Consider the following 11,099-nt stretch of genomic DNA (forward strand, 5'->3'; position numbering starts at 1 on the left):
TTTTTTAAGTAATGGAGATAAATGAGCTGGAAGGTTCTCCACTCCTTCTACAAATAACGCATATTGTCCATAAATATTATGAATAGTTTGTTCAATGTCTTCTGTAATCGTATCTTGACTTAAGAATACATTGAAGACTTCTATACCATATTTACGAGCCATTTCAACAGCTTCATAGGTATCTAAAATACCATCCTGAGCATAATTAAATGCTGATGGTTCACCGTCTGAAAAGACAATTAAGAATCGTTGGTTATGGCTACGTCTAAGTAAGCGTTCGCTAGCAATTCGAATAGCTACTCCATCACGATTATCGTCTTGAGGATGCAATGACATGATACGTGGTCCACTTTTCTCCATAGTTGAATAATCATAGTGAACAATCTCATCAATGATATTAGGTTGTTTTCTATCATCTGAATCAAATGCATCTTCATTAAATGCTAATATCTCATGTTTAACGTTTAGTGATTTGAGTGTTTCATGGAATAACACTACGCCTTTAATCGTCTCATCCATCTTATCAAACATACTTGCAGAGACATCAATTAATAAAGTGAATGTAGCATCAAACGTTTTACTTAGATCTTGTTTTTTATAAAATAACTTATATTGATCATCGATAAACCAATTAATTAAATCACGTTGCAAACGCCCTTTTGTAAGATTATGGCGTTCATCAACATGCTCACGATCAATTGTTTTCTTAATAATTTGTATTAAATCTTTTGTTTCAAATTGAACATCATTTTTCACATTTTGATATTCTAAAAAATACTCTGGTTCAATATCAGGTACATTCCATTTGATTTCGACGTTTTCATTAATACCTTTAAGCGCAAATGAAGGATTTTGACCAATCGTGCCACCTTCATCATTATTAAGCGTATTGTCAGAACCGCGCCCTTTTTTAGTCATCATATCCGTCATATCATCAGTTGAATCGCCTTCACGCGCCGTATCATTATCACTTAAAACGTCACTGTTTTCACCCTCGTGCAATTCCATTTCTAAATATGCGCCACCCTCAGATTTGCTATCTTGGGCTTTAGTTTCTGCTTCAGCTGTTTCAGCGTCTGTATCTTCACTCGTATTATCATGACCATCAACATTACTTGCATCCGTTCGTTTAATATCTTCAAACGATAATTCATGTATCGCTTCGTATACTCTTCTAGGAAGATAATAGTATTCATTCAACATATCTTTATTTAATATATCATCAATTTGAAACATAATGCGTTGCGCTAAATACATATTATCTTCAGATGTTTCATTTTGGAAAAAGTTAGGCAAATACTGGAACATATGATTTAAAATATCATCATATTGTGGATGCATCATTGGAATATCAAAGAAATTTTGACTTAAAAATGCACGTTCTAAATATAAAAATAATAAATCAGTATAAACCGTCTTAGTTTTATAAAAAGTAATTTGCGATTCAGTATAAGATAAACGCGTTTGTAGACGTAAATCGATAAGTTTAGCAGTACTTGGTCTTTCATTACGAATATGGTTAAAGACACGCATATCTTCTAATAGACGGAAGAGTTGATGATAAAATTTAGGATGCTCAAATTCATCTTCGTGAAGAACTTCATTCACAATTTTTTCGTCCATCATTTGATAGCCATATGCAGCCAACATTACATCCGTTTTTAACCCTGCATTTTCAATTTCAGCAGGACGATGGGACCAGAACCAGCTAGTGATAAGCGTATTATTAATCGGATCATAAAAAGGGAATTTTTGAATTTTAACCTGTGTTTGTTCGTTTTTTAGTAGTAAGCGCGCTAAGTCTTGTAACATCATGACTTGTTTAGCATCGAGTTGCTCATCATTAAATTTTATAAAACGATCACTCATATTAATCCCTCTCTAAAAGTTTAGTTCAATTGCGTTTTTAATCGCTTGTTGTTCACGTTCATCTTCCAATTTGTCGATAATTGTACGTTGAATCGCGCGTTCAATAGGCATCACGGTAATTAAATCGCTTAAGTCGATAAGTGCACGAATACTAGCTGCCTCTTCTGAAATTTGGCCTTGTTTAGACATTGTACGTAAATCTTCATTGAATTTAATAATTTGTTCAATGACTTTATCGTCTTGTAAATTACTTTGTTGTTTAATCACTTCTTTTAAGATATCACCATCAATGTAATCTACTTGAATTACTACAAAACGGTTTTTAAGTGCTTCGTTCATTGGTAATGTGCCTACATACCCTTCGTTAATAGCAGCAATAACATTGAAACCTGGTGCAGCTTTAATCACTTCTCCAGTAAATGGATTTGTTAATTGACGACGATAATCTAATACACCATTTAGAATTGGTAATGTTTCAGGTTTAGCCATGTTAATTTCATCAATATATAAGATATGACCTTCACGCATTGCTTTAATAACTGGGCCATCGATAAAAACAATTTCTTGACGTCCTTCATCGTTTGTTTTAATCGTTTTGAAACCTAATAAACTTTCAGCATCTAAATCGACAGAACAGTTAACTTGATGCATAGGTGTATTAACTGTTTCACTTAAAGTTTCCGCTAATTTTGTTTTACCAGAACCAGTTGGGCCTTTTAATAAGATATTTTTGTTTAATTTAAATAATGCTTTAGCATCATTGAATACAGATTCATCAGAATTAATATATTGATTTTGTACCATAATAGTTTAAACTCCTTCTTTCTTTGAAAATGAAAAAATAGACTAAGGAGTCTTGTTATGACTCCTGAGTCTTAAATAGAACGATATGTTTAGAAATGATTTGCTAACTTAAACTTCTTTAAAATAATCTTTGTAATAACCGCCAACTAAACCTGAATTATCAATAATTTGGTAGTATTCTTCAGTTTCATTAATTACATCATATTGTTTGCCGATAGTTAACATATCAGCAACTGTAAATTTCTTAGCATCTGTATTAGTAACTTCAACTTTTTTAATTGGTGTACGCTCTTTCCATGTTTCATGTAACATAGCCATGTATATTCCTCCAATAATTAATTATTGTAATTTATTATCTAAAGTATAAATGAATGAGATGCCACTATTTTCAGTAATACGGATTGATTTAGCATCACCTTGGTTTAACATTTGATATGGGATTCCAATGTCATCAAGTTCTTTCTGAGCTTTTTCAAATTCCTCAGATGAATTAGCGCTAAATTCAACTTGTTCAACGATACCTTCTTCAACCATTTTTATTTCTTCTTTAGGTTGATATAAGTGAAGCTCACCGCCTAAACCACCCTCACCGATTTTAAATACTTGAATCACCTGTTCTGGAAACTCAGTAGACTCATATTCCGCATAATGTACTAAATTAAATACGTTTTTAAAGATGGAAGCCGTCACAGGCATTTCGTTTACTTGAATAATGATTGGCCCTAAACCTTGTAATTGATGAAGTGGATTGACTGAGCTTTCGAATGTTGGAGTGCCTAAGCCGATTCCAGTATTATGCTCATTTGAATAAATATCAAATATTTGTTGGTTAGCATCTTTAAAATTAAAATGCTTATTACCGTTTAACTCTGTTATAGAACTATAATCAATATCATTATCTTTTAAAATTTGTTGATATTCTTCTAGACCTGCATCAGATGGAGTTCTTAATCCTACACTAGAAATGTGTTGGTTTTGATATGTTTCATTTGGAACTTCAACAAAATGTATACGTGTCCCCGGACTTAAGTCTGCATCACCAAATCGTAAAGCTTGATTTTTAGATGCAACATTAAGACCTAATATATCTTTGAATAATTTCTTTGTTTTAGAAAGATCACTTGTCCCTAGTGTGACACTTCTAAGTCCGCTCATAGATTGACACCCCTATATTTATCTTTTCTCAATTATTATAACGTATTTTTTATCCGATTTATATGATGAACTATCAGAGATTAATGTTTACACCTTGCGATATAAATACGAACTTTATTCATTTTTATCACATATTAAGTTCGATAAATTAAAATAAAATTTATAGTTAAAATAATCACTTCATCCCCTCCCCTGCCTTATCAAATATAGTGAGGGGAGTTGTGTGAGAAATAAAATATTAATATTATTTCTCACAAGCATTAACGCGATAAGTTCGTTTTTTCTATTTTTTAAACGTTACTCATTACTTGTTATACTTTGATATTATGTTGAAAAGGATATATACTACTATAATTTAGTTGCTTTATGTGCAAATGTGTAGATTATAGCAGCTATAATCTAAGACGCTATCTTACCTTATATATGTTTTAAACTATTATGTACTTCCTTATTCATTAGTAATACTTTCATTGATACTTTGACTTAAATTCTAATATATATATAGGCGTTATAATTATAACTTGCGATGTTATAGCTGAAAAGCTTATTTAAACTTGCTCTAGAGACACCCTTTAATAATTCTCCCTCACACTTTTTCAAACAAAAAAATACAACGACGAGAATACGTCGTTGTATCAATATTTACGAGGTTGTATTCCTTTATGATTAGCTTTCTAATAGAAGATCTTCTGGGCTTTCGATAAGTTCTTTAATAGTTTTTAAGAAACCTACTGCTTCTTTACCATCGATAATTCTGTGGTCATAACTTAATGCGATGTACATCATTGGTCTGTTTTCAATAGTGTCTTTATCAATAGCCACTGGACGTGTAATGATTGAGTGCATACCTAAGATTGCAGCTTGGTTACCATTGATAATTGGTGTACTCATCATTGATCCGAAGATTCCACCGTTTGTAATTGTGAATGAACCGTTTACCATGTCATCCAGACCAAGTTTTTTCTCACGTGCTTTTACTGCTAAGTCAGCAATTGCTCTTTCAATTTCAGCAAAGTTTTTCTTATCGCAATCTCTTACGAACGGCACTAATAAACCATCGTCAGTTGAAACAGCTACGCCGATATCATAGTATTGTTTAGTAATCATATCATCGCCATCAATTTCAGCATTTACTTCTGGGTATTTTTTCAATGCTGCTACAGCTGCTTTAGTGAAGAATGACATAAAGCCTAATTTCGTACCATCATGATCTTTGATAAATTGTTCTTTTTTACGTTTACGAAGTTCCATAACATTTGTCATGTCTACTTCGTTGAATGTAGTTAACATTGCTGTATTATTAGACACTTCTAATAATTTTTTAGCAGCTGTTTTCTTTCTACGTGACATTTTTTCACGAATAACTGGTTTATTTGGTGTGCTTGATGATTTTTTAGTTTCTTGCGGTTTACTATTTTGTGAAGATTCATTAGCTTGAGATTGACTTGCTTTTTGACTATTGTCTACATCTTCTTTACGTACTACATCGTTACCTTTACCAGAAACTGAACTTAAATCTACACCGTTTTCACGAGCATGACGACGTGCAGATGGTGTCGCATTAACACGTTGGTTATTAGATGAAGATTGTTCTGATTCATTTAAGCTAGTTGAAGGTGTTTCTGTTTCTTTGCCTTCATTTTTTTCAGCGCTTTCGTCTTTTTTATCTTCAGACGGTTGATCATTATTGCTACTAGAAGCGTTATTTCCGCTACCTTCTCCAACTGTTGCAATAACTTGACCTACTTCTACTGTATCACCTTCAGAAGCAAGTTGTTCTTGTAAAACGCCTTCTTCTTCAGATACCACTTCAACATTAACTTTATCAGTTTCTAACTCAAGAATGGCTTCACCTTTCTCAACGCTATCGCCAACATTTTTTAGCCATTCTGCAATAGTACCCTCTGTAATAGATTCTGCTAATTCTGGAACTTTTACCTCTGCCATATTATTTCCCCCTAGTTATTTTGAGTGCTACTTTCAATAATTTTATTTTGAACAAGTTTATGAATTTCTCCATCACCTTCAGTTGGTGCTGCACGTTGTATTCTACCGTGATAACTTAAATTATATTCATTTCCTACAAGAGATTTTAAGTACGGATATACAAATAACCATGCACCTTGGTTTTTAGGTTCTTCTTGAACCCAAGAAACAGTTTCAAGATTTGGTAATTCATTTAACACTTCTCTAATTTCTTCTTCTGGGAATGGATATAATCTTTCCACAGCCACTAATAAAATAGATTCGTTAGGATTTTTAGCTAAATGTTCTTTTAAGTCGATGAACATTTTACCTGAAGCTAAAATAACTTTAGTCACTTTATCTTTGTCAGCTTCATCTACAAGGATTGGTTTGAATCCACCAGATGTAAATTTATCAATTGGTTGAGCAACAGTTTTGTTTCTCAACAAGCTTTTTGGTGACATAATAATTAAAGGTCTCATAGCTTCTGTGCCTAAGCTTTTAGCTTGTGCTCTTAATAAATGGAAGTAGTTACTTGAACTTGATAAGTTAACCACTGTACTGTTATTTTCAGCTGCTAATTGTAAGAATCTTTCTAGTCGTGCTGAAGAATGTTCTGCACCTTGGCCTTCAAACGCATGTGGTAAGAATAAAGTTAAACCAGTTCTTTCGCCCCATTTAGCACGTCCAGAAGACATGAAGTTATCAAATATCATTTGAGCCATGTTAGAGAAGTCACCATATTGTGCTTCCCAAATATTCATGCTTTCTTTATTCTCAACATTGTATCCATATTCAAAGCCAACAACAGCTGCTTCAGATAACGGACTATTATGAACTTCAAATGTAGCTTTTTGATCAGGCACATGGTGTAAAGGTGTGTAAACATCACCATTTTCCTCATCGTGTAATACAGCATGTCTATGGCTAAATGTACCTCTCTCACTGTCTTGACCAGTTAAACGCACTGAGATGCCATCTTGAACGATAGTTGCAAATGCAAGTTGTTCTGCTTGCGCCCAGTCAACTAAACCGTCTTCTTTTTCGAATGGTTCTCTACGTTTTTCAAGCACTTTGTCGAGCTTTTTCAAAACATGGAAACCTTCTGGATATGTTAACATTGCATCATTGATTTCTTTCAAATGATCGAATGTGAAATCTTTATCATCACTTTGTAAAGGTTGTTGTAATGATTCAGGTTTTTCCATATCAGGATTGTCCATTTTATCGGCTTTATCAATTTTATCTTGAGCTGAACGCATAGATTTTTGAACATTATCCATAATCTCATTCATTTGCTCTTTATCAATAACGCCTTCATCCACTAATTTGTTACCATAAATAATCTCAACAGAATCATGTTTGCGAATATTTTGATATGGAACAGGATTAGTAATTGATGGTTCATCCATTTCATTATGCCCGTAACGACGATAACCTACTAAATCAATGACAAAGTCTTTGTGGAATTCTTTTCTGAAGTCCATTGCGATATCAATTGCTTCAATAGTTGCTTCTACATTATCAGCATTAACGTGTAAGATAGGCACATCGTAACCTTTAGCAATATCAGAAGAATACGTTGTTGAACGACCGTCTACTGGTTCAGTTGTAAAACCAATACGGTTATTCGTAATGATATGTAAGGCGCCTCCTGTAGAATAGCCATCTAAATTGCTTAAATTCATTGTTTCGAAATTGATACCTTGACCTGGATAAGCTGCATCCCCATGAACTATGATAGGCATAGCTTTATGGAAGTCAGTTGTAGGACCGCCATTATGATGTGTATCATCTTGAGCAGCACGCGTTTTACCAATAACTACTGGCGCTACAATTTCTAAATGGCTTGGGTTATTTGCAAGTGAGATACGTTGTTCAATACCATATGAAGAAGTTGTTTTAACGCCACCTAAGTGATATTTAACGTCACCTGTCCAACCAGAAGTCAATTCTAAGCTTCCATCTTCCGGTAAGAATTTCATAGGATCCGTATGCATGAATTCTGAAATCATCATTTCGTATGGTTTTTCTAAAACGTGCGTTAAGACATTTAAACGTCCACGATGTGCCATGCCGATTTGAATATTCTGAATTTCTACTTCTGCAGCACGTTTCAAAGTATGTTGTAACATAGGCACTAATGTGTCTACACCTTCGATTGAGAAGCGTTTTGCGCCTACAAAGTTTTTATGTAGATACTTTTCAAAGCCTTCAACATGTGCTAACGTTTCGAATAATTTTTTCTTTTCATCATTATTAATATTTGCCTTATAAGGTGTTTCAATTCGACGTTTTAACCATGTACGTTCTTTATTGTTGTTAATATGGTTATATTCGAATGCAATAGGTCCCTTATAGCGCTTTTCCATGCGCTCAATTGCTTCATATGCATTGTCATAAATATCACTGAAATGTTCAGAAACAATGCCAGCAGAAATTTGTTCTAATGTTGCTTTATCTAAATTAAAATCTTCAATGTTTAGTTTAGGAACATTAGTTCTTTTTGGAGCATTTACAGGGTAAATATCGGCCTTAAGGTGACCATATTGTCTAATGTTATCGATTAAGCGCATGATACGTTTGATAGTGCTATCATCCGCTGAAGAACCACTCCCTTTTGTGGTAGGTTTAGCCTCGATATTAGCTTCACCATTTTTTATTGTACTAAAAAGAACTTGTAAATCATCGGGTACAGATGAAGGGTCATGTAGATAATCATCGTATAAATCTAACATAAGACCTAAATTTGCACCAAAGTTTACAGGAGCTTCCGTAACATCCTTATTATCCTTTGCCATAGTATACCCTCCACAAAATAGTTAAACCGCTTACAGAATAATCATAGCATTATTTAACACTTTGATAAAGCCTATTGACTGAATATTATGTAAAAGGATGTATAATAAAAATTAATTTCATTGAAAAGGGTTTAATACATAGTATTTTATATTGATAACAGCCTTTCTTTTTTAAAATTTTTCCAATATCACTGAAATTTTTAAGTGTTACTTAAAAAAGTTATTTAAAGATAATGTCTTTGCTCAAAAGATAAAATAAAAAAACGACTAGGTTTAAAATTTAACATAGTTTAATCCTAGTCATTTTCTACTATTTTATTATTTAAAGATAATTTTAAAAGTAGTATATTGATTTACTTCACTATCAACTATTATATAGCCACTGTATTGTTGTACAATTTTTTCTGCAATAGAAAGACCTAAACCGTTACCTCCCTGACTTCTAGCTCTTGATTTATCAACTCGATAAAAACGATCAAATATAAATTCTTGATCTTCTTTAGGAATACCCATACCATGATCCGTTATTTCAATACTGATTTGTTTATTTCGAAGTTGCGTTTTAATGACAATATGCTTGTTTTCTTTATCATATTTCATAGCATTATCGATAAAAATTAAAAGCAATTGTTCAAATTGATGGCGATTGATATGTAAGTTTAACGGTTTATTTGCTAAATGAACATCAAACTGGTAGTCAGGATGTAATTGTTGTAATGATTTAACTCTCGAACGGATTTCATCATTAATATTTACATCTTCACTTTCTAATGCTTGAATATTAACTTTATCTTTTGTTAAAAGTAATAATTCTTCAACAAGCTTTGTGATACGATTCATTTCTTCCAAGGAAATGTTTAATGATTCTTCTAATACTGCTGGGTCTTTTTTTCCCCAACGTTTAATTAAATTTAAATGTCCTTGAATTATTTGAAGCGGCGTACGCAACTCATGAGAAGCATCCTCTACAAATTGACGCTGTTGATTAAAAGACTCTTCAATTTGAAACATCATATCGTTGAACGTTTCAATTAAATTATCGGTTTCTTCATAATTTGTATTAAGTTCTAACTTATTTTGGAATCCATCACGTCGTATTTGAATCATTTTATTAGACATTCTTATTAACGGTTTAGTTATTTGTCTTGAGATGATATAACTAATGAAGCCAGTAATGACCGTAGCAACTACCCCAAACATAATAGCTACTATATACAAAGAACGTACGATGTTGTTATAACCTTCTAATGAATGAACTAAAACGCTAAACCCCTGAAAATTACGATTTTGAACAGGTTCAGTTATAATAAGAAATTGTCTACCTTTATACTGTGCAACTTTAATACGTTCAATATTTGTTAAATCAAATGATGGTTTAAAATTTATACTACTCTCATTTGAAGTATGCATTATTTCCTTTCCTTCTTGATTATATATCATGACTTCTTCAAAATTTTCTAAAGATGCACTTAAATCTAGTGTTGAAATACGATCCATAGAGCGTGTTTGAATTAAATTAACAATTTCACTAGAGCTATGCTCAGCTTCATCAATTTCTCCCTCACGTAACGTATCTTTAAGAAAGAAGATAGTAATCAAACAGAATAAAAGGATTGTCGTAAACATAATAAGTGTCGTTATTGTCATCCATTTATATTGTAAAGTACGTTTTTTTATCATCTAATCACGTACCCTACGCCACGAACGGTTTCAATTGTTTTTTCTTTACCAAATGGTTTTAATTTATTTCTCAAATAACGAATATAAACATCTACTACATTCGTTTCTACTTCGCTATCATAACCCCATACATGATTAAGTATTTGCTCTCTTTGCAGTACATGATTACGGTTTGTCGCTAACACGTACAATAAATCATATTCTGTTTTTGTTAAATCAAGTTGTTCACCATTAACAGTTACTTTGAAAGCATCTATATCTATTTTAATACCATTTATATCAATAATATCTTTTTGAGGTTGACGGCGTAATACAGCACGAATTCTAGCAAATAATTCCTCAATTTCAAATGGCTTCACAATATAATCATCAGCGCCATAGTCTAATCCTGTTACCTTATCATATGTATCACTCTTAGCTGTGATAATAATGATTGGCGTAGTTTGTTCTTGACGTACACGTCGACATATTTCAAGTCCATTGATATTAGGCAGCATTAAATCTAAAATAATTAAATCGTAACTATTATTTAATGCTTTATCTAAACCAGCTTGCCCTTCATATTCAATATCAACATTATAATTATCATGTGTTAATTCTAATTCAAGGAAACGAGCTAAATTTTGTTCGTCCTCTACTATTAATATATCAGTCAATGGTTGCACCTCTTTTTTGAAAAATAAGTTAACAAACATGTTAATTAATCTAAAATTAAATTTTACTAATTATGACTAATTAGTCTTTTATAATATAAACAATATTTTATCATAGTATATCTCTAAATAAGCATACAAGTATGTTAAAGCAAAACAAGTTGTGATAACT

The 11,099-nt window shown here is 32.3% G+C and carries 8 protein-coding genes; all 8 read right to left on the reverse strand.

Going from position 1 to position 11,099, the window contains the following annotated elements; translation table 11 throughout:
* Positions 1–1,869, reverse strand: a 1,869-nt coding sequence (locus CD128_RS08415) for a vWA domain-containing protein (RefSeq protein ID WP_103329531.1), incomplete at its 3' end; no start/stop codon positions are given.
* Positions 1,870–1,881: 12 nt separating this feature from the next.
* Positions 1,882–2,673, reverse strand: a complete 792-nt coding sequence (locus CD128_RS08420) for an ATP-binding protein (protein ID WP_103329532.1) — start codon at positions 2,671–2,673, stop codon at positions 1,882–1,884.
* A gap of 108 nt (positions 2,674–2,781) precedes the next feature.
* Positions 2,782–2,985, reverse strand: coding sequence for a DUF6501 family protein (locus CD128_RS08425; RefSeq protein ID WP_103329538.1), 204 nt, complete (start codon positions 2,983–2,985; stop codon positions 2,782–2,784).
* Positions 2,986–3,012: 27 nt separating this feature from the next.
* Positions 3,013–3,828, reverse strand: coding sequence for a VOC family protein (locus CD128_RS08430; RefSeq protein WP_103329533.1), 816 nt, complete (start codon positions 3,826–3,828; stop codon positions 3,013–3,015).
* A 666-nt stretch (positions 3,829–4,494) separates the two neighbouring features.
* Positions 4,495–5,775: a dihydrolipoyllysine-residue succinyltransferase gene (gene sucB / locus CD128_RS08435; protein ID WP_103329534.1), complete on the reverse strand. Its 1,281-nt coding sequence runs from the start codon at positions 5,773–5,775 to the stop codon at positions 4,495–4,497.
* An 11-nt stretch (positions 5,776–5,786) separates the two neighbouring features.
* Positions 5,787–8,594, reverse strand: a complete 2,808-nt coding sequence (locus tag CD128_RS08440; protein WP_103329535.1) for a 2-oxoglutarate dehydrogenase E1 component — start codon at positions 8,592–8,594, stop codon at positions 5,787–5,789.
* Between the two features lie 318 nt (positions 8,595–8,912).
* On the reverse strand, positions 8,913–10,274 hold the full coding sequence (locus tag CD128_RS08445; RefSeq protein ID WP_103329536.1) for a HAMP domain-containing sensor histidine kinase: 1,362 nt from the start codon (positions 10,272–10,274) through the stop codon (positions 8,913–8,915).
* A complete protein-coding gene (locus CD128_RS08450) occupies positions 10,271–10,930 on the reverse strand; it encodes a response regulator transcription factor (protein WP_103329537.1) in 660 nt (219 codons plus the stop codon). The genes CD128_RS08445 and CD128_RS08450 overlap by 4 nt, the downstream gene beginning before the upstream one ends.
* Between the last annotated feature and the right edge of the window lie 169 nt (positions 10,931–11,099).

The organism is Staphylococcus croceilyticus, from assembly GCF_002902575.1.
Classification (GTDB): Bacteria; Bacillota; Bacilli; order Staphylococcales; family Staphylococcaceae; genus Staphylococcus; species Staphylococcus croceilyticus.